Origin of the sequence: Terrabacter ginsenosidimutans, assembly GCF_039539425.1 — a bacterium.
Taxonomy (GTDB): Bacteria; Actinomycetota; Actinomycetes; order Actinomycetales; family Dermatophilaceae; genus Terrabacter; species Terrabacter ginsenosidimutans.
The window spans coordinates 207,095-229,986 of sequence record NZ_BAABDC010000003.1 but is presented as its reverse complement, the minus strand read 5'-3'; the positions used below and the strand labels follow the sequence as shown (position 1 = coordinate 229,986).

Below are 22,892 nucleotides of genomic sequence, written 5' to 3'. Positions count from 1 at the left end.
GCACCATGCCCACCACCCCACGCAACCGTCTCGGCGACCTCGAGCGCGTCGTCATGGAAGAGCTCTGGACGACCGCCGAGGCCCACCCCGAGGGCCGCACCGTGCGCGAGGTCCACGACGCCATCGGGGTCGACCGCGGGCTCGCCTACACGACCCTCATGACGGTCCTCGACCGGATGGCGAAGAAGGACCTCGTCCACCGCGAACGTGACGGCCGGGCCTGGCGCTACACCGCGGCGTCGACGCGCGCCGAGCTGACGTCCGAGTCGCTGCACCACACCCTCGGCGAGCTCGCCGGCGACAAGCGCCGCACGGCGCTGCTCCACTTCCTCGACGAGTCGACGCCGGAGGAGCTCGACGAGCTCAAGGCCGCGCTGGCCGAGCTCGAGGCCCGCCGCCCCGACAACGAGGCCCGCCGCCCCGATCTGGCCGGCTGACCCCCGACCGCACCCGTCGCCCTCCACACTGATCCTGTGCTCCTCGTCGCGGCCCTCGTCGTCCTCGCGATCCTGCTCGCGTGGCCGGTCCCGCGCGCCCTGGCGCGAGCGACGGAGCTGAGGCGAGCCCCCCGGGCCGCTCTCGTGCTGTGGCAGTCGACGGCCGTCGCCGCCGTGCTGGCCGCGCTGCTCGCCGCCCCGGCCGCGATCCCGCTGCTCGTCGGGCGACAGGTGCGACTCTCGGAGCACTGGGTCGTGCTCGCCGTCGCTGCCGCCCTCAGCGGGGTCGTCGCCGTGCGGCTGCTCCTGTCGGCCGACCGCGTGGGCCGCAACCTGCGCGCGGCCCGTCGGCGCCACCGCGACCTCGTCGACCTGCTCGGGGTCCCCGGCGAGGGCGCCGACCGGCACATGCGGGTGCTCGAGCACACGACCCCGACGGCCTACTGCGTCCCGGGCGTGCGGCGCCGCGTCGTGCTGACCCAGGGCACGCTCGACCGGCTGGAGCCCGCGGAGCTGTCCGCGGTCCTCGCCCATGAGCGCGCCCACCTCAGCGCCCGGCACGACCTCGTCATGGAGTTCTTCACCGTCGTCCACGAGGCGATGCCGGGCTTCCTGCGCTGCGACGCCGCGCTGCGCGAGGTGCACCTGCTCATCGAGGTCCTCGCCGACCGTGCCGCTGTGCGGCACGCAGGTCCGGTCAGCACCGGACGCGCCATCGTCGCGATGGCCGGCGGCCCCAAGCCGGCGGGCGCCATGGCGATGGCCGACAGCACCCGGGTCGCCACCGCACGGATCGGCCTGCTCGACGCCGAGCGGATCGGCGGGCTGCCGCTGCCGTTCGCTGCCGCAGGCATGTATGCCGTGTCGGTCCTCCTCGTCGCCGCGCCCCTCGCGCTCTACTCCGTCGCGATCGCCGAGCTGACGCTCGTCTGAGCCGGTCCCGAGCCTCTGCCGGGCGGGTCTCCCGGATCGGTAGGGTGGCGCCATGCGCGTACTCGTCAGCGGCGGAGCCGGCTACATCGGCTCGCACACCGTGGTCCAGCTCATCGCGGCAGGGCACGACGTGCTCATCGTCGACAACTTCGCCAACAGCAAGCCGACGGTGGTCAACCGCCTCGAGGCGCTGACCGGCAAGCACCTGCCGGTGCATGCCTTCGACCTGACGGACCACGACAAGACCGAGCACCTCTTCGCCAGCGAGGACATCGACGCCGTCATCCACTTCGCCGGGCTCAAGGCCGTCGGCGAGAGCGTCGAGCTGCCGCTCGAGTACTACGAGAACAACCTCGGCTCGACCTTCTCCCTCGTCCGGGCCATGCGCCGCCACGGGGTCGACAAGCTCGTCTTCAGCTCGTCCGCCACGGTCTACGGCACCAACCAGGAGGCCGCCACCGAGGACCGCGCGACCTCGGCGACCAACCCGTACGGCTGGACCAAGGTCATGCAGGAGCAGATCCTGCGCGACGTCGCCGTGGCCCACCCGAGCATGCGCTTCGCCCTGCTGCGCTACTTCAACCCGGTCGGCGCGCACGTCAGCGGCACCATGGGCGAGGACCCGCAGGGCATCCCGAACAACCTCGTGCCCTACATCTCGCAGGTCGCCGTCGGCCGGCGCGAGTACCTCCAGGTCTACGGCGACGACTACCCGACCGCTGACGGGACCGGCGCCCGCGACTACATCCACGTCGAGGACCTCGCCGCGGGACACCTCGCGGCCCTGACCAAGCTCGGCTCCATGGACGAGCCCGTCGGCGTCTGGAACCTCGGCACCGGCCACGGCACGACGGTGCTCGAGATGCTGCACGCCTTCGAGCGGGCCGTGGGCCGGGAGCTGCCCTACCGCGTGGTCGAGCGCCGGGCCGGCGACGTCGCGGTGTCCTACGCCGATCCCGCCAAGGCCAATGCCGAGCTCGGCTGGCGCGCGACGCGGACGATCGACGACATGTGCGTCGACACATGGCGCTGGCAGAGCGCCAATCCCACCGGCTACCCCGACGCCGACGCCTGACCCGAACCCGGCTCGCCACCTCCCCCAGCACCCCGCACTCGAGGTGGGGGGTCGGGTTCAGGGGCGGGGGTCGAGGGCGTCGTAGTCGCGGAACGACGTGACGCGCGCGACCGTGACGACGACCAGCACGACGACGAGCACGCCACCGACGACGGGCGGCACCCACGTGGCCGTCAGCGTGGCGAGCGTGCCGGCGAACATCTGACCGAGCCGCGGGCCTCCGGTGACGACGACGGTGAAGACGCCCTGGGTGCGACCGCGCAGGTGGTCCGGGACCGCGGCCTGCAGGATCGACTGGCGGAAGATCGCGCTGACGTTGTCGGCGCCGCCGGAGACGGCGAGGCAGAGGGCCGCACCGGCCAGGGCCCACCGGTTGACGTCGCCGAAGTCCATCGAGGAGACGGCGAAGCCGCCGAGCGTCGTCGCGGCGAGCACGAGACCGAGGCCGAGGATGCCGAGGCCGTACACGACGATCGAGTTGCGGATCGCCCTGCCCTGCCAGCGCAGCCCGGTCACCCGCCCTGAGCCGAGACTGGACAGGATGCCGCCGACGGCGAACGACGCGAGCAGGATGCCGGCCGTGACCGAGCCGCCGCCGATGACGATCGCCCCGACCGCGGGAAAGAGCACCATCGGCTGGCCGAAGGTCATCGCGATGATGTCGACGACGAAGCTCATCCGGACGTTGGGGGCACGCCGGAGGTGGCTGAGCCCGTCGACGACAGAACGGAACCCTCCGCTGGAGGCGTGCTCCCCCTCGGGACGGATGCGTGGCAGCGTCCAGAGGCCGAAGAAGCCGGCGAAGAAGAGCACGACGTCGACGGTGTAGGTCCACGCATAGCCCGCCCGCGCCACGAGCACTCCGGCGATGCCGGGTCCCACGGTGACCATGATCCCGGCCGAGATGCCGAGCAGGGCCGCCGCCTTGGGCAGCTGCTCGCGGGGCAGCAGGCGCGGCGTGATCGCCTGTCGCGTCGCCGACGCGATGGTCGCGGCGACCGCGTTGACGGTGGTGATGACGTAGAACATCCAGACGTGGGTGGCGCCGAGCCACGCGATGGTCGCGAGCACGACCGTCGAGGCCCACGCGACCGTCGAGGCCGACAGGGCCACCGTGCGCCGGTCGAACCGGTCTGCGATCGCACCGCCGTAGAGGCCGGCGACGATCATCGGCAGCAACGAGAACCACGCGACGAGCGAGACCATGAACGTCGACCGGGTCAGGTCGTAGATGTGCAGACCGACGGCGGTGTTGGTGACGAACGTGCCGATTCCGGCGAGGGTGTTGCCGAACCAGAGCCGCGCAAAGGCGGGGCTGACCCGCAGCGGGGTCAGGTCGACGAAGTGCGAGCGACGCGGGCTCTCGGTCGGCGCCGGCGCCTGGGGGCCGGGAGGTGCGTCGGTCACGGAGCGAAACTACGCCACCGCCAGAGCCCCCGGCGCCGCGGGGAGGCACACCTCGATGTCGCGCAGCCGCGCCCCGTCGCGGACCCACAGCCACCGGCCGTCGGGCGCCCGCCTGGCGACCTGGGTGCGCACCCTGCCGTCGACGGTGGTGGACGTGGTCATGGCGAGGTCACCGCTGATGACGGCTCGCGAGCTCACCGCTGCCCCGTCGCCGCCCAGGACCCCGGCTGCCAGCGCGGCCGCGAGCGCCTGGCGGATGGCGGTGGAGCCCGCCGCCTCGCGACCGCGCGGAAGGCTCACGACGGCGTCAGCGGCATACAACCCCACGAGCGCGTCGAGGTCGCTCCGGGCGACCGCGACGGCGAAGCAGGACTCGAGGGCCTCGGGGGTGCAGGCCCCCAGAGCGGTCGGGTGCGCGGTCGTCGTCATGGCCACACCGTGTCACCGGCCACCGACAACGCCACCCCGCGGGCATCTGTCGACTCCGGAGACGATGAGTCACCTCGCTTCGGGCCTCGATGCCCGCTCCGCGGTGTTCAATGGGCATCATGTCGTCGCGCCCACTTCACGTCACCTTCGTGTGCAGCGGCAACATCTGCAGGTCTCCCATGGGGCACGTGATCCTCCAGCGCATGGTCGACGACGCCGGCCTGTCCGAGCACGTCCGGGTCAGCTCGAGCGGCACCGGCGACTGGCACGTGGGCGAGCACGCCGACCCACGCACCGTGAAGGTGCTCGCCCAGCACGGCTACGACGGGTCGCGGCACCGGGCGCGGGAGTTCGACCCCGACGAGTTCGACGAGGTCGACCTGGTGCTCGCGTCCGACGAAGGGCACGTGCGCACCCTGAACCGGCTTGCCCGGACGCCGCACAACCGTGGCAAGATCCGGCTCGTGCGTGAGTTCGACCCGGATGCCGTCGAAGCCGGCACCCTCGAGACCGGCGACCCGTGGTACGGCGGCGAGGAGCACTTCGCCCGGTGTTTCGCCGAGGTGGAGGCCGCGTGCCGTGGCATCCTGCACCACGTCCGTGCACAGCTGGACGGCCGCTCGGCCGACCACGCGCAGCACCCGGCGGACGTGGAACAGCCCTGACCTTGATGCGAGACCTGAACCTGACCGTGCCCGACTATCCCTATGGCTCCCCGTGCTGGGTCGACCTGCTCGTCAGCGACGTCCCGCGCGCAAAGGCCTTCTACAGCAACCTCTTCGGCTGGCAGTGGCTCGCAGGAGACCCGTCCACCGGTGGCTACACCATGGCGCTGCTCGACGGCCATCCCGTCGCCGGGATCAGCCGCAAGCCGGACTCCGCCCCGATCCCGAGCCAGTGGACCACCTACCTCCGCGTCGGTGACATCGAGGTGGCAGCCCGGGCCATCAACGCCTACGGCGGGCGCACCCTCGGCCGTCCCGTCGCCATCGGCGCCCTGTCGCACACCCTCATCGCCGTCGACCCGGGCGGGTCGTACTTCGGCGTGTGGGAGCCGGGCGACCTGCCGGGCAGCGGCGTCCTCGACGAGCCTGGGTCGCTGACCTGGAACGAGCTGCTGACGCGCGACTACGACCGCGTGCAGGGCTTCCAGACGGCCGTCTTCGGGCACGAGTTCACCGACGAGACGGAGCCCGGCGGCCCGCGCTGGGCGACGGCGCACACCGGCGACGGCAACCCCGCCTTCGGGCTGGCCGAGATCGACGACGAGTGGCCGCGTGATATCCCGCCGCACTGGGTCGCGTCCTTCGCGACGCGCAACGTCGTGCCGGGAGTGGCCCGCGCGCTCGACCTGGGCGCCCGGCTGCTCCAGGGCCCGTTCGACGGCCCCTACGGCGTCGGGGCGGTGCTGAGCGGTCCCGAGGGAGAGGTGTTCTCCCTCCTCGTGCCCGACCTGGACTGACGCTCGCGCAGACCGCTGGCGTATGCCGTGTGGCCGGGACCGCACGTCACCTCCCGAGCGCGGCGGACGGCATACGAACCACTCCTCCCGCTCTGGGAGGATGTCGGCATGGTTTCGCTTGCTGACGCAACCCCGCCCATCGCGCTCGGGGCGCTCGACGGCCGCTACCGCGCCGCCGTCGCGCCCCTCATCGACCACCTCTCCGAGGCGGCGCTCAACCGGCAGCGGGTGCACGTCGAGATCGAGTGGCTCATCCACCAGACGAGCCACGGCGTCGTGCCCGGCGTGCGGCAGCTCAGCGACGACGAGATCGCCGCGCTGCGTGCGGTCGTCGACGACTTCGGCACCGACGAGGTCGCCGAGCTCGGTGAGATCGAGCGCGTGACGGTCCACGACGTCAAGGCCGTCGAGTACTTCCTCAAGAAGCGCCTCACGGCGATCGCCCCGGCCGACGAGGACAAGGGGCTCGCCGAGCTGATCCACTTCGGCTGCACGAGCGAGGACATCAACAACCTCTCCTACGCCCTCATGGTCAAGGGCGCCGTCGAACAGGTCTGGCTGCCCAGGGCGAGGGCCCTCGTCGCCCAGGTGTCCGACATGGCGCGCGAGCTCAAGGACGTGCCGCTGCTCGCGCACACCCACGGCCAGCCCGCCACGCCGACGACGATGGGCAAGGAGCTCGCCGTCCTCGCGCACCGCCTCGGGCGGCAGCTGCGGCGCATCGAGGGCCAGGAGTACCTCGGCAAGTTCAACGGCGCCACGGGCACGTTCGGCGCCCACGCGCTGGCCCTGCCCGACGTGGACTGGCCGGCTGTGTCGCGCGCGTTCGTCGAGGGCCTCGGCCTCACGTGGAACCCGCTGACGACGCAGATCGAGAGCCACGACTGGCAGGCCGAGCTCTACGCCGACGTCGCGCGCTTCAACCGGATCCTGCACAACCTCTGCACCGACGTGTGGACCTACATCTCGATGGGCTACTTCGCGCAGGTCCGCGGCCAGGGCACCGTCGGGTCGTCGACGATGCCGCACAAGGTCAACCCGATCCGCTTCGAGAACGCCGAGGCCAACCTCGAGGTGAGCAACGCGCTGCTCGACGTGCTGGGCGGCACCCTCGTGCAGAGCCGGCTCCAGCGCGACCTCACCGACTCGAGCATGCAGCGCAACATCGGCACGGCCTTCGGCCACTCGATCCTCGCGCTCGACAACGTCGCCCGCGGCCTCGCCGGTCTCGACGCCGTGCCGGAGCGCATGGCCGCCGACCTCGAGGCGAACTGGGAGGTGCTCGGCGAGCCGATCCAGTCGGCCATGAGGGCCCTTGGCGCACAGGGGGTTCCGGGCATGGAGGAGCCCTACGAGCGACTCAAGGAGCTGACCCGGGGGCGCCGGATCAACGGCGACGACCTGCGCGAGTTCGTCCGCGGACTGGGCCTGCCGGCCGACGTCGAGGCCCGGTTCGTGGCACTGACGCCGCAGACCTACACCGCCCTCGCGAGCCGGCTCGTCGACGACCACCTCGCCTGACGGCATACGCCCGTCCCGTCGAACGCCCACTCCCGCCGACTCCCGGCCACTTCGCGCACGGAGTCCGCGGCGAGGTTCCGGTCGAGAAGTGGGCACTCGCCGGTAGCGTGTGAAGGCATGTCCCGCTCGCGCGCCGCCACGCTCCGTGACATCGACGAGGCCGCCCTCGGGCTGCCCGAGGTGACGCGCGAACCCGAGACCGGCGGCCGGCCGGTCTTCAAGGTCCGCGGCAAGACGTTCGCCTTCGCCCGGGACCCACGCAAGGACGCGTTCGACCCGGAGACGGGCGAGCCGTACGACGACGTGCTGGCCTTCTCGTGCACGGCCGAGGACAAGGAGTCCATGGTCTCGAACCCGGACTCGCCGTGGTTCACGACGCCGCACTGGAACGGCTACAACGCCGTCCTCCTGCTCGAGCGCGACCTCGGGAGGCTCACGGTCGACGAGCTCCGCGAGGTCGTCACCGATGCCTGGCTGGCCAAGGCGCCGAAGCGGCTCGCACAGCAGCTGCTCGGCGGTTCATGACCGGGGGAAATACCCCACAGGGGTATGGTGTTGGGGAGACGAGGAGGTGCCCATGGCTGGATACTCCGGCAGCAAGGACGACTACCTGAAGCGGCTGCGCCGCATCGAGGGGCAGGTGCGCGGTGTGCAGAAGATGGTCGACACCGACACCTACTGCATCGACATCCTGACCCAGGTCAGCGCCATCACCAAGGCCCTGCAAGCCGTGAGCCTCGGCCTGCTCGAGGACCACGTGGCGCACTGCGTCGTCGACGCCGCCCGCGAGTCCGACGAGGCCGCGACCGAGAAGGTCCGCGAAGCCGCCGACGCGATCGCCCGCCTCGTGCGCAGCTGATCGACGACACCGAGCCGGTACCGACCGGCACCGACCCCTGACCACCCCCCACCAGAGGAGGCACCCGATGAGCCAGACCACCCAGACCGAGATCACCGTCGCCGGCATGACCTGCGGCCACTGCACCGCCGCCGTCAGCAGCGAGCTGTCCACCCTGCCCGGCGTCCTCGCGGTCGCGGTCGACCTGCACCCCGGCGAGGACTCACCCGTCACCATCACGAGCGAGGCCCCCCTCGACCCGGCCGTCGTCGCCGACGCCGTCGCCGAGGCGGGCTACAGCCTCCGATGAGCGAGGGGCAGGCGCCGGTGGCCACGGCGAAGCGGGACCCCGACGAGGTCCGCCTCGCCATCACCGGCATGACCTGCGCCTCCTGCTCGGCCCGCATCGAGCGCAAGCTGGCGAAGGTCGCCGGCGTCGAGTCCGCGACGGTCAACCTCGCCACCGAGAAGGCGCTCGTCTCCTTCACGGCCCCCGTCACGATCGACCAGATCGTCGCCGAGGTGCACAAGACCGGCTACGGCGCCACCGTCATCGACGGTGTGCGCCCCGCCGCCGGCGCCCTCCTCGACAAGCTGCGGGCCCAGGAGCTGGCCCGGCAGAAGGTCCGCGATGCCGCCCGCGCACCCCAGACCACGACCGCGCCCACCGTCCCCGGTCAGGACCACCCGGACCGCACGCCCGCCCAGGACGTGCTCAAGCCCCGGCTCGTCGTCGCGATCGCCCTGACCGTCCCGGTCCTGCTGATCGCCATGGTGCTGCCGACGTTCGGGGCCGGCCCCTGGCTCGAGCTGCTCCTCGCGACACCCGTCGTGTTCTGGTGCGCGTGGCCCTTCCACCGCGCGGCCGCCGTCAACGCCCGCCACCTCGCCTCGACGATGGACACCCTCGTCTCGCTTGGGGTGCTCGCGGCGTGGGGCTACTCGGTGGTCGAGCTCGTGCAGGGCGGCATGCACCTCTACTTCGAGGTCGCCGCCGTCGTCACGACCTTCCTGCTCGTCGGCCGCTTCCTCGAGGCGCGCGCCAAGGACTCGGGCAAGGACGCACTGCGCTCCCTGCTCGACCTCGGCGCCAAGGACGTGTCGGTCCTGCGCATCGACCCGCAGTCGCGGATCACGAGCGAGCTCCGCATTCCGGTGGACCAGCTCGTCGTCGGCGACCAGTTCGTCGTGAGGCCGGGAGAGAAGGTCGCGACCGACGGCACGGTGCGAGACGGGTCGAGCGCCGTCGACGCGAGCCTCGTCACCGGCGAGTCCACCCCGGTCGACGTCTCCCCCGGCGACGACGTCACGGGCGGCTCGATCAACACCACCGGGCGCCTCGTCGTCGAGGCCCGCAGGGTCGGCGCCGACACGATGCTCGCCGGCATCCAGCGGCTCGTCGAGGCCGCCCAGACCGGCAAGGCGGACGTCCAGCGGCTCGCCGACCGGGTCTCGGCCGTCTTCGTGCCGGTGGTCCTCGTGCTCGCGCTCATGACCCTGGCGGCATGGCTCGCGACGGGGCACGACTTCGGCACGGCGCTGGCGGTCGCCGTCACGGTCCTCATCATCGCCTGCCCCTGCGCGCTCGGTCTGGCGACGCCGACGGCGCTGCTCGTCGGCACCGGGCGAGGCGCCCAGCTCGGCACCCTCATCAAGGGCCCGCAGGTGCTCGAGGACACCCGCCGCGTCGACACCGTCGTGCTCGACAAGACGGGCACGGTCACCACGGGCGAGCTGCGGCTGCGCAGCATCGCCGTGCGCGGCAAGCTGTCGAAGAAGGCGGCGCTCACGGCGGCAGCGGCCGTCGAGCAGGGCAGCGAGCACCCCATCGCCCAGGCCGTCGTCGGCGGCGCCCGACTGGCCCGGCTGGAGCTGCCGCGCATCCGCGACTTCGAGGCCAACCCCGGAGAGGGGGCCACCGCCCGGATCAAGGACACCGAGGTCACGGTCGGCAAGGCCGTGCTCTTCGAGAGCGTCGACCCCGCGCTGCTCGAGCACGCCCGGGCCAGCGCCGGCACCACGGTCTTCGTCGGCTGGGACGGCGTCGCGCAGGCGGCGCTCACCGTCGAGGACACCGTGCGCGAGTCGTCCAAGGCTGCGATCGCCCGGCTGCGGGCGCTGGGTCTCACGCCCTACCTGCTGACCGGCGACAGCGCCTCCAACGCCCGCAGCGTCGCCGAGCAGGTCGGCATCGACCCGTCCCACGTGCGCGCCGACGTGCTGCCCGCCGAGAAGCACGCGGTCGTCACCGAGCTGCAGAAGTCCGGCCGGGTCGTCGCCATGGTCGGCGACGGGGTCAACGACGCGGCCGCGCTCGCCCAGGCCGACCTCGGCCTGGCGATGGGGACCGGCACCGACGTCGCGATGGACTCCGCCGACATCGTCCTCGTGCGCCCCGACCTCGACGCGGTCGGCGACGCCATCGGCCTGTCCCGCGAGACGCTGCGGATCATCAAGCAGAACCTCGCCTGGGCGTTCGGCTACAACACGGCGGCGATCCCGCTCGCCGCCTTCGGCCTGCTCAACCCGATGATCGCCGGCGCGACGATGGCCCTGTCGTCGGTGCTCGTCGTCAGCAACTCACTGCGCCTCAAGCGCTGGGGCCGCTGATCCCGCGAGGCCGCGCCGTGACGGTTAGGTTCGGACCATGGTGGCTTTCGTGAAGTCGGTGACGTTCGACGCGGCGGACACGATGCGGCTCGCGGCCTTCTGGGCGGCGGCGCTCGGGTCGAACGTCGACGAGGACAGCACTGCGGAGCGCGCGTGGGTCGAGCCGGCCGGATGGGGAGGACCCACGCTGTGGTTCCAGCGCGTCCCCGAGCCGAAGACGGCGAAGAACCGGCAGCACTTCGACCTGAGGACCATGGACACGGTCGAGGCCGAGGTCGAGCGGCTCGTCGCCCTGGGCGCGACCGTCGTCGGCAGCGACGGAGACCTGGTGGTCATGGCCGACCCCGAGGGCAACGAGTTCTGCGTCGAGTCCTGAGGGAGACCCACTGGTATCGGCGCCGACGGGTTGAGGTGTTCGGCCCCACGACTCCACGGGCCGGATACCTCAACCGGGTGGCGCGGTCCTCTCGGCTGACCACGGCAGGGCGGCGACCGGCGCCGAAGCGTCGGCAGCCGATGTGAGCTGCGGCGCGCCCGAGCCGGTGAGGTAGGCATGAACGCTCGACGCGACCTCGCTCAACGGCCGGGGCGGCAGGTAGGCCGACGCGCCGGCAGCGAGCAGCCGGCTCACGGGTCCCAGCTGGGTGACGCCGAGCTCGTCGTCGTCGATCTCGGTCACGATGACCCGGGCGCTCGGGAACTCGGCACGGAGCGAGCCGAGGGCCTGCGGACTCACCGGGTGCGTCAGGACCACGTCGGCGGTCGAGGGCGCCCTCATGAGGTCGAGAACGATGTAGTCGGGTCCCAGCTCGTCGGAGAGGCGGCGGCGCGCGGCGTCGGACATCTTCGTCACGGTCGCCACCACGGTGACTCCGTCGGGCACGCGCCCGTGACGATCCTCGGGGGCCTCGGGCCGGGACCCGGCACCCGGCGGCCCGGACACGACCAGCCCCTCGAGCACGCTCGGGCGGAAGGCCAGCACCCCGACGTCACGGCCCGCGCGGCGCAGCGTGACCTCGCCTCCGGCGACCATCGCCTCCACCGCGGACCGGACCTCGCGCGGCAGCGACTCGAGGTCGAGCGCCGCCGCTCCACGTCGACGGTCACGCCCCCGCACCGGGTCCTGAAGCATCTCGGCACCCTAACCCGAGCCCTCCCGCAGACCGCGCAGGACGGGCAGGCGGTGCCACCCGGCATACGCAGTCGGAGAGGTCCCCGGGACGACGAACGGCGGCCACCCCGAGGGGTGGCCGCCGTCAGGCGTGCGAGTTGGAGCCGGTCAGATGGTGACCTTGCCCCTGGGGGTGTCGAAGGTGACCGACAGCAGGCCAGGCGTGCCGTGGGGCGCGACGAACGTGAAGTCGATGCCGCCCTTGTCGAAGGTGTCCTCCGGGCCGAGCCACTCGCGCACGCGCTTGGGGTCACCGGCGATCTGGAGGTTGTCGATCGAGACCGACGTGTCGGCGCCCGCGGAGGGGTGCACCGTCATGTCGTCCCACTCGATGAAGTAGGGGACCTGCGGGTCCGCCATGAGGCCCTTGATGCCGAGCTGGCGCCACTTGAGCTCGGTGCCGTCGGGGCGGTGCCGGTTGCCCGGGACCGACTCGCGGCCGAGGCGCTGCTCGACCTTGGCGATGTCGTCGACGGCGACGACCCAGCCGAGCCAGCCGCCGCCGGCCTCGGAGGCGGCGCGAACGGCCTGGCCGAAGGGCGCCTTGTCGGAGGCCGGGTGGTCCAGCACCTCGACGACCTCGAGGTAGTGGTCCTTGGCCAGGGGGAAGATGACGTTGCGCGTGCCGAACCGGGGGTGCACCCCGCCATCGACCGGCGCGACGCCGATGAGCTCGGACAGCCGAGCGGCCGTGGCCTTGAGGCCACCGGCCTCTGCCGCATAAGAGACGTGGTCAACTCGCATACAGAACATCGTGACACACGCGAAGGGGTGCTCTTGACCAGCCCTCCCCCTTCGCTGCGGGGCTCGTCCGGGGCGTCACCTGAACGAAACCTGAGCGTCATCTCGTATGCCGTGTCGCGCGCTCGCCGAGGCGGCTGACGGGCCGCTGGCGTGAGGCTGGCGTGAGGCCGACGTGAGGCCGACGTTCAGCGGGCGTCGCGCTGGCGGACCGCCTCGTAGAGCACGATCGCGGCCGACGCGGAGACGTTGAGGCTGTTGGCCAGGCCGAACATGGGGATGCGGACGCGGTGGGTCGCGGCGTCGAGGAGGGCGCGGTCGGCGCCGTGCTTCTCGCTGCCGACGGCGATGGCGACGCGGCCGGTGTAGTCGACATCGGTGTGCAGCAGGTCGGTCTCGGGGGTCGTGACGACGAGGCGGATGTCGTTCGCCGCGAGCCACTCGAGAGCCTCGGCCGTCGTGGCGCTCGCGGCAGGGACGGCGAAGACGGTGCCCTTGCTCGCGCGCACGACGTTGGGGTTGCCCCAGTCGGTGACCGGGTCCGCTGCGACGACGGCGTCGACCCCGGCCGCGTCGGCGGTGCGGAGCATGGCGCCGAGGTTGCCCGGCTTCTCGACGCCCTGGCTGAGCAGGGTGAGGTGGTCGGGTCCGTCGACGCGCAGGTCGGCGAGGGTGACACCGACGCGGTCGACGACGGCGATGAGCCCGTCGGGGCCCTCGCGGTAGCTGACCTTCTCGAAGGCGCTGCGGCTCAGGTGCACGACCTCGACGCGGTCGTCGCGCAGGCGGGTGAGCAGGTCGGTCTGGTGGCCGATGTCCTGGGACCCGGCCCGGCCGGAGGGGCTGAAGAGCGCCTCGCAGACGTAGACCGTGCTGGGTCGCACGCCGGCGGACAGGGCGAGACCGATCTCCTCGTAGCCCTCGACGAGCGTCTGGCCGGTCTCCTCGCGGGTGCGGCGCCGGCGCAGGGCGAGCAGGCCCTTGAGGCGCGGGTTGGCCGCCGACGTGATCGTCAGCTCGCGGGAGGGGTGGGTCGGGCGCGTCAGGTCGCTCATGGCGAGCCCAGCATCCCACCCGCGCTTGACCCCGCAACACACCGAGCAGATCGCAACCCACCCGGTTGCAGCCGCCGGAGTTGGCATCTGCTCGGTGTGTTGCGGGGTGGGGCGGTCCCACCGGGTACGTCCACCGGGGGCACGACCGGCCGAGGAGGGCCTGTGACGGAGCAGACGGCATACCCGCGACTCATGCACACCGCGCTCGACACGGAGGACGCCCGCGGGCTCGCGGAGTTCTATCGCGAGCTGCTCGGGCTGCGCTACCGACCGGGCGACGAGCCGCCCGCCGAGGGTCGGGACGACGCCGACTGGCTCGTGCTGCTCGATGCGGACGGGGTGCGGCGGCTCGCGTTCCAGCAGGTCGACGGGCCACTCCCCCGCTCGACGTGGCCCTCGCACGACGTGCCGATGCAGCTGCACGTGGACTATGCCGTGGCGTCGACCGGCGAGCTCGAACGACACCGCGAGCGGGCGATCGCGCTCGGCGCGAAGGTGCTCCTCGACGGCACCGGCGACGAGGGCGAGCCGCTCGTCGTGCTCGCCGACCCGGCCGGCCATCCGTTCTGCCTGCTCGTCGCACCTTCCGTCACACCTTCCGTCGCACCTTCCCTCACGACGTGAACGCCCCGGCTGTCGGTGCGTCGGCGTAGCGTCGAGGAAAGGGACAACGGAGACCGGGAGGCGCGCGAGACCATGACCACTCTCGAAGAACGGCCCAACACGGCCCTGCTCGTCATCGACGTCCAGAACCAGGTCGTCGAGCACGCGTGGGACCGCGACGGCGTCATCGGCCGCATCAACACCCTTGTCGAGCGCGCCAGGGCCGAGGACGTGCCCGTCGTCTGGGTGCAGCACTCCGACGACCAGATGCCCCGGGACTCGGACGGGTGGCAGTACGTTCCCGAGCTGGTCCGGCACGAGTCCGAGCCGGTCGTCCACAAGCGCTACGGCGACTCGTTCGAGGACACCGACCTCGAGTCGCTCCTCGCCGAGCGTCAGGTGGGACGGCTCGTCGTGACCGGCGCCCAGACCGACGCGTGCATCCGCTCGACCCTGCACGGCGCGCTCGTCCGCGGCTACGACGCGACGCTCGTCGAAGACGCCCACACGACCGAGGACCTGCGCCAGTGGGGCGTCCCCGTCAGCCCCGAGCAGGTCATCGCCCACACCAACACGTACTGGAGCTGGTCCGACGCCCCGGGCCGCACGGGTGACGTGACACCGGCAGCCGAGGTGGACTTCGGCCCGCGCTGAGCCGGTCCTCGGTCTCGGCCGGCCCCGGGCGGGGCCTCCGCCCCGCCCGCCTAGGCTTGGGGCATGCTCGACACGTTGGCCGCCCTGCCCTTCTGGCAGGCGTTCCTCGCGCTCTTCGCGAGCGCCATGGTGCGGTCCAACGGCACGTACTGGGTGGGCCGCGGCGCGGTCGCCGGTTGGCGCCGTTACCGCGGCGCGCACGGCGACCTGACGGCGCGCGCCGAGCGCCTGATCCACCGCTTCGGACCCTTCGCGGTGACGCTGTCCTACCTCACCGTCGGCATCCAGACCGCGATCCACCTCACGGCCGGGGTGGTCCGCATGCCGCTGCGCTGGTACCTGCCCGCAGCCGTCGTCGGGTCGGTCATCTGGGCCGTGCTCTACGCGACGATCGGCCTCGCGGTCGTGCAGGCGTGGCTCGCGGCCGAGGCCGGGTCGTGGTGGGGCGTCCTCGTCGTGGTCGTCGTCGCCGCCGCCGTGGTCGCCTGGCTCGTGGCCCGCCGCCGCCGCGCCCGGACCCCGTCGAGTGAGCGCTTCGTCCCCGTCGACTGAGCGGGGTGGGACAGGCCCTGACACGACCCGAACACGAGCGTGACGCGGGTGCGGCCCGCGCTCACTACGCTGCGAGCGTGTCCCCTGAGCCCGGCGCCAGCGCCGACCGACGCCCGGTGCCCGGTCGCGGCCTCGTGCTCGTCGTCGAGGACGAGCCGGCCATCGCCGACGTGCTGCGGCTCAACCTGCGTGCCGCCGGCTACGGCGTCGAGGTGGTGGGCGACGGCGCGAGCGCGCTCGAGGCGGCACGCGACCTGCGGCCGAGCGCCATCGTGCTCGACATCGGGCTGCCCGTGCTCGACGGCATCGAGGTGTGCCGGCGGCTGCGCGGTCGCGGCGACTGGACACCGGTGCTGTTCGTGACGGCGCGCGAGGACGAGGTCGATCGCATCGTGGGGCTCGAGCTCGGCGCGGACGACTACGTCACCAAGCCCTTCTCACCCCGCGAGCTCGTGGCGCGACTCGGGGGCGTGCTGAGGCGCACGCGCGGGGAGACGACCACCGCCGAGGTGCTGCGTGCGGGCGAGCTCACGCTCGACCTGACGAGCCACGAGGTCCGGATCGCCGGCCGCGAGATCGCCCTGACGGCAACGGAGTTCGACCTGTTGAGCCATCTACTGCGTCGGCCGGGGGTGGTCTTCACCCGCGAGCAGCTGCTCAGCGACGTCTGGGGGTATGCCGCCACCGCCGGGGCGCGCACCGTCGACGTCCACGTGGCGCAGGTCCGTGCCAAGCTCGGCGACGCCAGTCCCATCCGCACCGTGCGCTCCGTCGGGTATGCCGCCGAGCGGGCTCCGCGCGACCGCCCGGCGGGTGCTCCCACTGACACAGGCGACGGCGCGCTCGAGGGCGCGAGCGACCCCGGACCCCGATCGTGACGACGGCGCGCGGCTCGCTGTCGCGGCGGATCGTCCTGCTGGCCGTCGGCATCGCGGTGCTGACCGCGCTCCTCGCGGGCCTGCTCGCCGTCGGCCTGACCCGCACGTCGGTCGACGACGCGGCGCGGACCACGCTCGCCCGGATCGCCGACGCCGCGGCCGAGCGCGCCGACTCCGGTGCTGCGGCGCGAGTCGCGCAGAACCGGGCCGTGCGCACGCTGGGCGCGTTGGGCATCGAGTCGGCGAGCATCGGCCGCGGTGGCGCCGTGACGTCGACGAGCCCCCTGGCCCGGGACGCCCTGACCCCGGCACGCCAGCGGGCCCTGCTCGCCGGGCGCACCGTCTCGGCGCGCGACGACCTCGCCGGCACGCTCGTGCTCATCGAGGGTCGACCCACCGACGCGGGCGGCATCGTGCTGGTCCAGCGCCGGTCGGACGCCACGGCCGACTCCGACCGCCTCGTCCGGCGCGTGCTGCTGGCCCTCCTCATCGCGGCGGCCGTGGCCGCAGCCGTCAGCATCGCCGTGGCCCGGCGCCTGTCGCGTCCGCTGCGGCGCACGGCCGACGCGGCCCACGCGCTCGCGGCCGGTCGGCGCGACGTGCACGTCCCCGTCGAGGGTCCCCACGAGGTCGCCGAGGTGGCGAGCGCGCTCAACGCCCTGACCGGTTCGCTCTCCCGGTCGGAGGGGCGTCAGCGCGACTTCCTCCTGTCGGTGTCGCACGACCTGCGCACACCGCTCACCGGGATCAGCGGCTACGCCGAGTCGCTCGCGAGCGGGGTCGTGCCGCCCGACGAGACGGCCCGCGTCGGTGGCGTCGTCCTCACCGAGGCCAAACGACTCGAGCGCCTCGTCGGCGACCTGCTCGACCTCGCCAGGCTCGGCGCCGACCGCCCGAGCGTCGCCCTGGAGCGCACCGACCTCGTCGCGCTCGGCCGCGACGTCGAGTCCGTCTGGTCCAGGCGGTGCGCGGCCGTCGGGGTCCCCTTCACCTACGCGCCGGCCGTCGCCGACGCCTGGACGGTCACCGATCCCGCCCGCGTGCGCCAGCTCGTCGACGGGCTGCTCGAGAACGCCCTACGGGTCACGCCGTCCGGGCGGCCCATCGTCGTCGAGGTGCGCCGAGAGGCAGGCGCCGACGTCGTCGAGGTGCGCGACGGTGGACCGGGCCTGACCGACGACGACCTCCCCGTCGCGTTCGAACCCTCCGTCCTGCACGAGCGCTACCGCGGCCTCCGACCCGTCGGCACCGGCCTCGGCCTGGCCATCGTCGGCCGCCTGGCCCAGCTGCTCGGCGGCACCGTCGAGGCCGGACACGCATCCGAGGGCGGCGCCCGCTTCACCCTGCGCCTCCCCCACCCCGCCCCCTCGTGACGGCAGACGGGCGGCGGAGGCAGCAGACGGCATACCGGATCGGTCTGACCGTCAGGCCCGTGGAATGTCGACCACCCCGGGGCGGTTGACCACGCCATGACCACCTGGGGATTCATCGGAAGCGGCAACATCGGCAGCACCGTCGCCCGGCTCGCGATCGCGGCCGGCCACGACGTCGTGCTCAGCAACAGCAGGGGGCCGGAGACTCTCGCGGACCTCGTCAGCGAGCTCGGCCCGCACGCCCGGGCCGCGACGGCTGCGGAGGCGGCGGCCGCCGGCGACCTCGTCGTCGTGACGATCCCGCTCAAGGCCTACCGCGACATCCCCGTCGACGAGCTCGCGGGCAAGGTCGTCATCGACACGATGAACTACTGCCCGCAGCGCGACGGCCAGGTCGAGTCCCTCGACGACGGCTCCACGACGAGCTCCGAGCTGCTGCAGGCCCACCTGCCGCAGTCGCACGTCGTCAAGGGCTTCAACAACATCTTCTTCCAGCACCTGCGCGACCTCGCCCGTCCCGCCGAGCCCGCCGGCTCCGACGAGCGCAGCGCCCTCGCCATCGCGGGCGACGACGCGGACGCCAAGCACACGGTGCGCGTGGCGCTCGACGCGCTCGGCTACGACACCCTCGACCTCGGCCCGCTCGCCGAAGGCTGGCGCACCCAGCCCGGCCAGCCGGCCTACGGCACGGTGTATGCCGCCGACGAGAGCGACTGGGCGGCCGGTGCGCGCCGGGCCGGGAGCGACGAGGTCGCTGGGCTGGCGATGCGCGCCACCCGCGAGGTCTGACCACCGCACCCTGGACAGGGCATTTGGGCACTGACCGGAGCGCACCTAGACTCAGCCGCGAGGGGAGTACTTCCTCGCACGCTCCGGTCAGTACGGTGGTCCGACGACCACCCCGGTTCGTGGCCGGCGGCAGTCGGTGAAGGAGACCTCAGACATCGCGTTCTGAGGAGACCCATGCTCACTGCCCTGTCCGCGGCCGCAGCGCCGCCCACCGCCGCGACCTCCGAGTCGATCGGCTCGCCCACGCTGTGGATCGCGACCGTCGCCGGCGTCGCCGCGCTCTTCGTCGTCGACTTCCTCATCACCCGTCGCCCGCACGACCCGAGCATGCGCGAGGCGATCGGCTGGTCGGCCTTCTACATCGCGATCCCCGTCGTGTTCGGCGGCTGGCTCTGGTGGCAGTACGGCTCCCAGCAGGGGGTCGAGTACTACACCGGCTACCTCGTCGAGAAGTCGCTGTCGGTCGACAACCTCTTCGTCTTCATCATCCTGCTCTCGGCGTTCGCGGTGCCCCGCGAGCTGCGCCAGCGGGTGCTCCTCATCGGCGTCGGCGGCGCCCTCGTGCTCCGTGGCATCTTCATCGCCCTCGGCGCGCAGATGATCGCGAGCTTCGCCTGGACCTTCCTGCTCTTCGGCGCGATCCTGCTCGCGACGGCCGTCAAGGTCGGCCGGGACGCGCTGTCCGACGCCGACCACAGCATCGATGTGGACGAGCTGCGCAGCGTCAAGCTGATCCGCCGCTTCTACCCCGTCACCGACGCGTATGCCGGCACGAACCTCACGGTCCGACGTGACGGTCGCCGGGCGCTCACACCGCTCGCGCTGGTCGCCATCGCGATCCTCGGCACCGACATCGTCTTCGCCATCGACTCGGTGCCCGCGGTCTACGGCATCACCGGCGACCCGTACCTCGTCTTCGCGACCAACGCGTTCGCCCTGCTCGGCCTGCGCGCGCTCTACTTCGTGCTCGAGGGGGCCCTGGCCAAGCTGGTGCACCTCGGTCACGGCCTGTCGCTCATCCTCGCCTTCATCGGCGTCAAGCTCGTCCTGCACTGGGCGCACGGCGTGTGGCCGGGCGTCCCGGAGATCCCGACGCTCCTCTCGCTCGGCGTCATCCTCGGCATCCTCGCCGTCGTGACCGTGACGAGCATCCTGAGCAACAAGCGGACCGAGGACGAGCAGGCGCACGAGCCCGAGGACGAGCCCTCGTCGCTGCCGCACGGCTGACGACGGGCACGGGCCGGCCACACGGCATACCCGGTCGTATGCCGTGTGGGACGTCATGAGGGAGGCGTCCCGCCGGGTGCGGGGCGCCTCCCTCGTCTGCCGCACCCGTCCGGCCCGTCTCCGTCGGGGTGCCGCGCCTCAGCTCGTGGCGCTCGGGGAGGGTGAGCCGCCGGGCTGGGACGTCATGACCTTGAAGACGACGACACGGGCCGTCGGGTTCGTCGCGCCGACGCCGGACACGAGCGCCTTCGCGCCGACCTTGACCGCGCCGATGGTCGAGTCGGCGCCCTTGCCGTTCGCGCGGACCCGGATCCTCGTGTCGCCGGAGACGGCGAAGGTCAGCGAGAAGCCGTCCTTGGCCTTGACGGTGATCGAGCTGCCCGAGACGGCGGTGACGTCGCCGCGGACGGCCTGGTGGGTGACCGGGCCGGCCTTGCTCTCGGTGACCCACGTGCCGTGCAGGGCCCGGAGCATCCGGCCGCGCAGGCCCTTGCGGTCGCCCGTGTCGGCGCCCTGGGCCGTGTCGTCGGCCGCCGGGGTCTGGACGGCGGCCGAGACGAGGTCGATGGTGTCGCCGTCGGTGGCGGCCCCGACCTGCTGAGGCCCGGCGCCGATGGCACTGGCGGCGGTGCCGGGCGCGTCGGTCTTCGAGCAGGCACCGAGGGTCAGGCTGCCGAGGACGAGCAGGGCCGCACCGAGGGCGGTGGAGGAGCGCGTGAGGCCGGTCGTCCGGCGCATGTCGGTGTTCATGACCCCTACGTTCGCGCACCCGGGTCAAGCCCTGGTCCGGGTCGTGTTCGGATCATGTTCGGGCGTGCCCCGCCGGCTCCGGAGGCTCCCCGGAAGTGCAGGGCCGTCGCGGACGGACGCCGTGTGGCCTGACCTTCCGCTCCCGGACCTCCCGGTCCGTCGGGGGTCAGGGGTGCCGTCAGGCGAAGATCGGGCCCACGGCCGGGTAGGCACCGGTGAGCGCCGTGCGGACGGCCGTGAGGGACGGCACGTCGGTGCCGCCCTGGAAGCCGGTGTCGAGTCGCATCGGCTTGCCCCACGCCGTGAGGTCCTCGATCGTCGTCCCGGTCGCGGCCCCGGAGAGCGTCCCGAACCAGTCGGCCCGGGCGTAGGTCACGTCGCCGCCGATGCAGACGAGGTCCACCCACGAGGGGTCGGCGAGGCAGACGTTCTCGTAGGGGTCGGAGTGGTGCCGCTCGAGCACGACGAGGTCGGCGGGCCGGCCGACGGCGATCGAGCCGAGGTGCTCGTCGAGCCCGGCCAGCTGCGCCGCGACCGTCGTCACCATCGCGACGAGGTCTGCCGCCTCGATCGGGTGGCCCTGTCGGGCGAGCTCGCGACGTGCGACCTTCATCTCGGCGAGCAGGCTCGTCGACCCGGACGGCAGCCAGTCGGCACCGAGGGCGACGGGCATCCCGGCCGCCATCGCCTCGCCGGCCAGTGTCGTCTCGCCGTAGAGCCGGAGGTTCGACTGCGGCGACCAGACGAGGCGGCAGCCGAGTCCCGCCACCGTGTGGAGGTCGTCGACGGTGAGGGCGCTTCCGTGGATGATGTTCGTCGCCGGAGTCGCGCCTCCGAGGTCGAGGAAGTGCTGGAACTCCTTGGCGCTCACCGCATCTCCGCGGCGCCCCTCGGACAGGTGGAGGTAGAACGCGTTGACGTCGCCGGCGGCGATCCGCTTCATGACGGCCTCGAAGCTCGGCAGCCCGAACGACCCGGACGGCAGGTCGATCATCGACCTCGCGCGGTGTGCGCCGAAGGCCCACTGGTCGATGTTGCGCACGAGCGGCTCCGACGACGCGCTGCTCGCACCGGACGCGCCCTGGATGCCGGTGACGCCGCCGACGAGGGCGCGCACCTCGGCGTAGCGGGTCTGTGTCTTGGGCGGGACCTGCGTCAGGAGGATGTTCTGAGGGTCGCGGACGAGCGCCTGGTAGGGCTTGGACCGGCGCCACGCGTAGCGGTTGTCGTAGAGCTTGGGCGGCTCCCATGCCGCGAAGACGTTGAACTCCGGGTGTCCGTGCAGGTCAAGGAGTCCCGGCAGGATGACGCCGTCGGTCTCGAGCACCGCGACGTCGGTCGGCTTCTGCTTCGACACGCGGTCGACGAGGCCGTTGGCGACCGTGACGTAGCCACTCGACCACGCACCGTCGGGCGTGATGACGGCGCCGTGCAGCGCGAAGGGCGCCGGGGGCAGCGCGCGCGAGCGGCGCGTCGGCTCGGGCAGCTCCTCCGTGATGCCGCGGGCGTACGCCTCGGCGAACGGCCCCGGGGCGGTGCGCTTCACAGTGCCGGCCATGAACGGGCTCCCTTCGGGACGACGACGCTGATCGTCGCGCGCTTCGTCTGCGGGTCGGCTCCGGAGCGCGTGGCCCACGCGTCGACGTCGCGCCACCAGGCCGGCGCGCCGGGTGGGAGGTCGACCTCCGGGATCGGCGCGAGGTCCGTGGGACCCCACGTGGCGGCATACGGCGTCAGGTCGGTCGGGCCCTCGGGTGTCACGTGCGCAGCGAGGTCGGCGAGGTGCTCGTTCCAGTTCGCGAGCAGCGCGGCGGTCGTCTCGGCGAGCGGCTTGCCGGACGCGCGCGCGGATCCCTCTGGGTACGTGGGGTGCCGGATCGCGGCGAGGTGAAGAGACGCCGCCGTGTCCGGCCTGGTGGGGGCCCACAGCCGGTAGGCCGTGGCAGCGAGGTCGCCGAGCGCGACCACCGCGGTGACGCCGGTGCCGACGAGCAGCGCGTCGAGCCAACGGTGCCGGTAGGCGGCGATCTGCTCGTCCTTGGCGTGCCGGGTGCCGGCGGCCTGCCCGAAGACGCTGTAGAGGTAGACGTTGACCATGACGTATGCCGTGTCGACACCGACCTTGGCGAGCAGCCCCTGCACGCGCTGGCCGGCCTCACCGACGAGGATGCGGCGCGAGATCGCCTCGTGCGTCGCAGGATCCTGACCGAGGACGAGCACGCGGGCGCTGCCGTCGAGCCGCCCGCGGTGGAAGATCGGCCCCCACTCCGTGCGGAAGTCCGCGGACGGGTAGACCTCCTCGCCCGGATAGTCGGCGACGAGGGACGCGAAGGGCTCGGCGCCGTAGCCGACGCAGCTCTGGTGCACCGCGGCCATGGCAGACCTCC

The 22,892-nt window shown here is 72.6% G+C and carries 25 protein-coding genes and 1 pseudogene; 18 read left to right on the top strand and 8 right to left on the bottom strand.

Features of this window, described 5'->3' with window-relative positions; all coding sequences use genetic code 11:
• The first annotated feature begins 5 nt into the window (after nt 1-5).
• Genes ABD831_RS11385 through galE form a run of 3 tightly spaced genes read left to right on the top strand, consistent with a single transcriptional unit; the run spans nt 6 to nt 2,445 of the window.
• Nucleotides 6-437 carry a BlaI/MecI/CopY family transcriptional regulator gene (locus ABD831_RS11385; RefSeq protein ID WP_344946089.1) on the top strand — a complete coding sequence of 144 codons (432 nt, stop codon included), beginning with the start codon at nt 6-8 and terminating at the stop codon, nt 435-437.
• Nucleotides 438-473: 36 nt separating this feature from the next.
• Complete coding sequence (locus ABD831_RS11380; RefSeq protein ID WP_344946086.1) at nt 474-1,370, top strand: M56 family metallopeptidase; 897 nt, start codon at nt 474-476, stop codon at nt 1,368-1,370.
• 52 nt (nt 1,371-1,422) lie between these two features.
• Complete coding sequence (galE, locus tag ABD831_RS11375) at nt 1,423-2,445, top strand: UDP-glucose 4-epimerase GalE (RefSeq protein ID WP_142179360.1); 1,023 nt, start codon at nt 1,423-1,425, stop codon at nt 2,443-2,445.
• 57 nt (nt 2,446-2,502) lie between these two features.
• On the opposite strand, the gene ABD831_RS11370 is transcribed toward galE, so the two are convergent.
• Entirely contained in the window at nt 2,503-3,852 is a 1,350-nt protein-coding gene (locus ABD831_RS11370; RefSeq protein ID WP_344946081.1) for an MFS transporter, read from the bottom strand.
• A gap of 9 nt (nt 3,853-3,861) precedes the next feature.
• Nucleotides 3,862-4,281: a YybH family protein gene (locus ABD831_RS11365; protein ID WP_344946078.1), complete on the bottom strand. Its 420-nt coding sequence runs from the start codon at nt 4,279-4,281 to the stop codon at nt 3,862-3,864.
• A 119-nt stretch (nt 4,282-4,400) separates the two neighbouring features.
• Between ABD831_RS11365 and ABD831_RS11360 the strand changes: the two genes are divergently transcribed.
• From ABD831_RS11360 to ABD831_RS11325, 8 genes are all read left to right on the top strand, one after another.
• A complete protein-coding gene (locus tag ABD831_RS11360) occupies nt 4,401-4,946 on the top strand; it encodes a low molecular weight protein-tyrosine-phosphatase (protein ID WP_344946075.1) in 546 nt (181 codons plus the stop codon).
• A 5-nt stretch (nt 4,947-4,951) separates the two neighbouring features.
• Nucleotides 4,952-5,743 carry a VOC family protein gene (locus ABD831_RS11355; protein ID WP_344946072.1) on the top strand — a complete coding sequence of 264 codons (792 nt, stop codon included), beginning with the start codon at nt 4,952-4,954 and terminating at the stop codon, nt 5,741-5,743.
• Between the two features lie 108 nt (nt 5,744-5,851).
• Nucleotides 5,852-7,264, top strand: coding sequence for an adenylosuccinate lyase (gene purB, locus ABD831_RS11350; protein ID WP_344946069.1), 1,413 nt, complete (start codon nt 5,852-5,854; stop codon nt 7,262-7,264).
• Between the two features lie 117 nt (nt 7,265-7,381).
• Nucleotides 7,382-7,789: an MmcQ/YjbR family DNA-binding protein gene (locus ABD831_RS11345; protein WP_344946066.1), complete on the top strand. Its 408-nt coding sequence runs from the start codon at nt 7,382-7,384 to the stop codon at nt 7,787-7,789.
• Between the two features lie 52 nt (nt 7,790-7,841).
• Nucleotides 7,842-8,123, top strand: a complete 282-nt coding sequence (locus ABD831_RS11340; RefSeq protein WP_142179365.1) for a metal-sensing transcriptional repressor — start codon at nt 7,842-7,844, stop codon at nt 8,121-8,123.
• Nucleotides 8,124-8,190: 67 nt separating this feature from the next.
• A complete protein-coding gene (locus ABD831_RS11335) occupies nt 8,191-8,412 on the top strand; it encodes a heavy-metal-associated domain-containing protein (RefSeq protein WP_344946056.1) in 222 nt (73 codons plus the stop codon).
• Nucleotides 8,409-10,712 carry a heavy metal translocating P-type ATPase gene (locus ABD831_RS11330; protein ID WP_344946052.1) on the top strand — a complete coding sequence of 768 codons (2,304 nt, stop codon included), beginning with the start codon at nt 8,409-8,411 and terminating at the stop codon, nt 10,710-10,712. Before ABD831_RS11335 ends, ABD831_RS11330 begins: the two co-directional genes overlap by 4 nt.
• A gap of 37 nt (nt 10,713-10,749) precedes the next feature.
• Nucleotides 10,750-11,088, top strand: coding sequence for a VOC family protein (locus ABD831_RS11325; RefSeq protein WP_344946047.1), 339 nt, complete (start codon nt 10,750-10,752; stop codon nt 11,086-11,088).
• Nucleotides 11,089-11,157: 69 nt separating this feature from the next.
• Here ABD831_RS11325 and ABD831_RS11320 read toward each other — a convergent pair whose 3' ends face one another.
• From ABD831_RS11320 to ABD831_RS11310, 3 genes are all read right to left on the bottom strand, one after another.
• Nucleotides 11,158-11,844 carry a response regulator gene (locus ABD831_RS11320; protein WP_344946043.1) on the bottom strand — a complete coding sequence of 229 codons (687 nt, stop codon included), beginning with the start codon at nt 11,842-11,844 and terminating at the stop codon, nt 11,158-11,160.
• A 147-nt stretch (nt 11,845-11,991) separates the two neighbouring features.
• On the bottom strand, nt 11,992-12,627 hold the full coding sequence (locus ABD831_RS11315; RefSeq protein ID WP_142179372.1) for a VOC family protein: 636 nt from the start codon (nt 12,625-12,627) through the stop codon (nt 11,992-11,994).
• A gap of 185 nt (nt 12,628-12,812) precedes the next feature.
• On the bottom strand, nt 12,813-13,679 hold the full coding sequence (locus ABD831_RS11310) for an RNA methyltransferase (RefSeq protein ID WP_344946039.1): 867 nt from the start codon (nt 13,677-13,679) through the stop codon (nt 12,813-12,815).
• 162 nt (nt 13,680-13,841) lie between these two features.
• On the opposite strand from ABD831_RS11310, the gene ABD831_RS11305 reads away from it, so the two are divergent.
• The 7 genes and pseudogenes from ABD831_RS11305 (at nt 13,842) to ABD831_RS11275 (ending at nt 19,755) form a co-directional block, all read left to right on the top strand.
• Nucleotides 13,842-14,303 carry a VOC family protein gene (locus ABD831_RS11305; protein ID WP_425582813.1) on the top strand — a complete coding sequence of 154 codons (462 nt, stop codon included), beginning with the start codon at nt 13,842-13,844 and terminating at the stop codon, nt 14,301-14,303.
• 72 nt (nt 14,304-14,375) lie between these two features.
• Nucleotides 14,376-14,936, top strand: a complete 561-nt coding sequence (locus ABD831_RS11300; protein WP_344946036.1) for a cysteine hydrolase family protein — start codon at nt 14,376-14,378, stop codon at nt 14,934-14,936.
• 63 nt (nt 14,937-14,999) lie between these two features.
• A complete protein-coding gene (locus ABD831_RS11295) occupies nt 15,000-15,488 on the top strand; it encodes a DedA family protein (RefSeq protein ID WP_344946033.1) in 489 nt (162 codons plus the stop codon).
• Between the two features lie 77 nt (nt 15,489-15,565).
• Nucleotides 15,566-16,366 carry a response regulator transcription factor gene (locus ABD831_RS11290; protein WP_344946030.1) on the top strand — a complete coding sequence of 267 codons (801 nt, stop codon included), beginning with the start codon at nt 15,566-15,568 and terminating at the stop codon, nt 16,364-16,366.
• On the top strand, nt 16,363-17,739 hold the full coding sequence (locus tag ABD831_RS11285; RefSeq protein WP_344946027.1) for a HAMP domain-containing sensor histidine kinase: 1,377 nt from the start codon (nt 16,363-16,365) through the stop codon (nt 17,737-17,739). Before ABD831_RS11290 ends, ABD831_RS11285 begins: the two co-directional genes overlap by 4 nt.
• A gap of 81 nt (nt 17,740-17,820) precedes the next feature.
• Nucleotides 17,821-18,528: pseudogene (locus ABD831_RS11280) on the top strand (NADPH-dependent F420 reductase); the annotation flags it as partial.
• A gap of 174 nt (nt 18,529-18,702) precedes the next feature.
• The gene (locus ABD831_RS11275; RefSeq protein ID WP_344946024.1) at nt 18,703-19,755 is read left to right on the top strand and encodes a TerC family protein; all 1,053 of its coding nucleotides are present in this window, start codon (nt 18,703-18,705) and stop codon (nt 19,753-19,755) included.
• 138 nt (nt 19,756-19,893) lie between these two features.
• Here ABD831_RS11275 and ABD831_RS11270 read toward each other — a convergent pair whose 3' ends face one another.
• The 3 genes from ABD831_RS11270 to ABD831_RS11260 form a co-directional block, all read right to left on the bottom strand.
• Nucleotides 19,894-20,505 carry a hypothetical protein gene (locus ABD831_RS11270; RefSeq protein WP_344946021.1) on the bottom strand — a complete coding sequence of 204 codons (612 nt, stop codon included), beginning with the start codon at nt 20,503-20,505 and terminating at the stop codon, nt 19,894-19,896.
• A gap of 178 nt (nt 20,506-20,683) precedes the next feature.
• Nucleotides 20,684-22,063, bottom strand: a complete 1,380-nt coding sequence (locus ABD831_RS11265; protein ID WP_344946018.1) for an amidohydrolase family protein — start codon at nt 22,061-22,063, stop codon at nt 20,684-20,686.
• Nucleotides 22,048-22,881: a uracil-DNA glycosylase family protein gene (locus ABD831_RS11260; RefSeq protein WP_344946015.1), complete on the bottom strand. Its 834-nt coding sequence runs from the start codon at nt 22,879-22,881 to the stop codon at nt 22,048-22,050. The genes ABD831_RS11265 and ABD831_RS11260 overlap by 16 nt, the downstream gene beginning before the upstream one ends.
• Nucleotides 22,882-22,892 lie beyond the last annotated feature (11 nt).

What these genes read in the sequence shown, in the direction of transcription:
- ABD831_RS11385 (WP_344946089.1), top strand. Translation starts at nt 6, where the DNA reads ATGCCCACCACCCCACGCAACCGTCTCGGCGACCTCGAGCGCGTCGTC.
- galE (WP_142179360.1), top strand. Translation starts at nt 1,423, where the DNA reads ATGCGCGTACTCGTCAGCGGCGGAGCCGGCTACATCGGCTCGCACACC.
- ABD831_RS11365 (WP_344946078.1), bottom strand. Translation starts at nt 4,281, where the DNA reads ATGACGACGACCGCGCACCCGACCGCTCTGGGGGCCTGCACCCCCGAG.
- ABD831_RS11360 (WP_344946075.1), top strand. Translation starts at nt 4,401, where the DNA reads ATGTCGTCGCGCCCACTTCACGTCACCTTCGTGTGCAGCGGCAACATC.
- ABD831_RS11355 (WP_344946072.1), top strand. Translation starts at nt 4,952, where the DNA reads ATGCGAGACCTGAACCTGACCGTGCCCGACTATCCCTATGGCTCCCCG.
- purB (WP_344946069.1), top strand. Translation starts at nt 5,852, where the DNA reads ATGGTTTCGCTTGCTGACGCAACCCCGCCCATCGCGCTCGGGGCGCTC.
- ABD831_RS11345 (WP_344946066.1), top strand. Translation starts at nt 7,382, where the DNA reads ATGTCCCGCTCGCGCGCCGCCACGCTCCGTGACATCGACGAGGCCGCC.
- ABD831_RS11340 (WP_142179365.1), top strand. Translation starts at nt 7,842, where the DNA reads ATGGCTGGATACTCCGGCAGCAAGGACGACTACCTGAAGCGGCTGCGC.
- ABD831_RS11335 (WP_344946056.1), top strand. Translation starts at nt 8,191, where the DNA reads ATGAGCCAGACCACCCAGACCGAGATCACCGTCGCCGGCATGACCTGC.
- ABD831_RS11330 (WP_344946052.1), top strand. Translation starts at nt 8,409, where the DNA reads ATGAGCGAGGGGCAGGCGCCGGTGGCCACGGCGAAGCGGGACCCCGAC.
- ABD831_RS11325 (WP_344946047.1), top strand. Translation starts at nt 10,750, where the DNA reads ATGGTGGCTTTCGTGAAGTCGGTGACGTTCGACGCGGCGGACACGATG.
- ABD831_RS11320 (WP_344946043.1), bottom strand. Translation starts at nt 11,844, where the DNA reads ATGCTTCAGGACCCGGTGCGGGGGCGTGACCGTCGACGTGGAGCGGCG.
- ABD831_RS11315 (WP_142179372.1), bottom strand. Translation starts at nt 12,627, where the DNA reads ATGCGAGTTGACCACGTCTCTTATGCGGCAGAGGCCGGTGGCCTCAAG.
- ABD831_RS11310 (WP_344946039.1), bottom strand. Translation starts at nt 13,679, where the DNA reads ATGAGCGACCTGACGCGCCCGACCCACCCCTCCCGCGAGCTGACGATC.
- ABD831_RS11300 (WP_344946036.1), top strand. Translation starts at nt 14,376, where the DNA reads ATGACCACTCTCGAAGAACGGCCCAACACGGCCCTGCTCGTCATCGAC.
- ABD831_RS11295 (WP_344946033.1), top strand. Translation starts at nt 15,000, where the DNA reads ATGCTCGACACGTTGGCCGCCCTGCCCTTCTGGCAGGCGTTCCTCGCG.
- ABD831_RS11275 (WP_344946024.1), top strand. Translation starts at nt 18,703, where the DNA reads ATGCTCACTGCCCTGTCCGCGGCCGCAGCGCCGCCCACCGCCGCGACC.
- ABD831_RS11270 (WP_344946021.1), bottom strand. Translation starts at nt 20,505, where the DNA reads ATGAACACCGACATGCGCCGGACGACCGGCCTCACGCGCTCCTCCACC.
- ABD831_RS11265 (WP_344946018.1), bottom strand. Translation starts at nt 22,063, where the DNA reads ATGGCCGGCACTGTGAAGCGCACCGCCCCGGGGCCGTTCGCCGAGGCG.
- ABD831_RS11260 (WP_344946015.1), bottom strand. Translation starts at nt 22,881, where the DNA reads ATGGCCGCGGTGCACCAGAGCTGCGTCGGCTACGGCGCCGAGCCCTTC.